The 1246-nt window shown below is 45.7% G+C and carries 1 protein-coding gene; it reads left to right on the plus strand.

Features of this window, described 5'->3' with window-relative positions:
• Positions 1-1191: an elongation factor Tu gene (gene tuf / locus MOB01S_RS12040; RefSeq protein ID WP_066805863.1), complete on the plus strand. Its 1191-nt coding sequence runs from the start codon at positions 1-3 to the stop codon at positions 1189-1191.
• Positions 1192-1246: the final 55 nt, after the last annotated feature.

Below are 1246 nucleotides of genomic sequence, written 5' to 3' on the forward strand. Positions count from 1 at the left end.
ATGGCCAAAGCCAAATTTGAACGTACCAAACCACACGTTAACGTAGGCACCATCGGTCACGTTGACCACGGTAAAACCACCCTAACCGCTGCTATCGCAACCGTTGCTGCTAAGCATCACGGTGGTGAAGCAAAAGACTACGCTGCCATTGACTCAGCTCCTGAAGAAAAAGCACGTGGTATTACCATTAACACTTCTCACATTGAGTATGACACTGCTGGTCGTCACTACGCACACGTAGACTGCCCCGGTCACGCTGACTATGTTAAAAACATGATTACTGGTGCTGCTCAAATGGACGGTGCTATCTTGGTTGTTGCTGCAACTGATGGTCCTATGCCACAAACTCGTGAGCACATCCTTCTATCTCGCCAAGTAGGTGTACCATACATCGTTGTATTCATGAACAAGTGCGACCTTGTTGATGACGAAGAGCTACTAGAACTAGTAGAAATGGAAGTGCGTGAGCTTCTTTCTTCTTATGATTTCCCTGGCGATGACACGCCAATCGTTAAAGGTTCTGCCCTACTAGGTCTTAATGGTGACCAAGGTCAATATGGCGAACAAGCCATCCTACAACTTCTAGACACCCTAGACAGCTACATTCCTGAGCCTGAGCGTGCGATTGATAAAGCATTCCTAATGCCAATCGAAGACGTATTCTCAATCTCTGGTCGTGGTACTGTTGTAACAGGTCGTGTAGAATCAGGTGTTATCAAGGTTGGTGAAGAAGTTGAAATCGTTGGTATCAAACCAACCGCCAAAACCACCTGTACTGGTGTTGAAATGTTCCGTAAACTACTAGACGAAGGTCGTGCAGGTGAAAACTGTGGTATCCTTCTACGTGGTACCAAGCGTGAAGAAGTTCAACGTGGTCAAGTACTAGCCAAACCAGGTTCAATCACCCCACACACTCAATTTGACGCAGAAGTATACGTACTGTCAAAAGAAGAAGGTGGTCGTCATACACCATTCCTAAATGGCTATCGTCCACAATTCTATTTCCGTACTACTGACGTAACTGGTGCCATCACCCTACAAGAAGGTACAGAAATGGTTATGCCAGGTGATAACGTTGAGATGAGCGTTGAGCTAATCCACCCAATCGCCATGGACAAAGGTCTACGCTTCGCTATCCGTGAAGGTGGTCGTACCGTAGGTGCTGGTGTTGTTGCTAACGTTAAGAACTAATTTATCACACAGATAAATTTGCTTAAAGCAAAACCCAAACTCGTTTTAAACGAAC

The sequence above is a fragment of the Moraxella oblonga NBRC 102422 genome (assembly GCF_001598275.1).
Classification (GTDB): domain Bacteria; phylum Pseudomonadota; class Gammaproteobacteria; order Pseudomonadales; family Moraxellaceae; genus Moraxella; species Moraxella oblonga.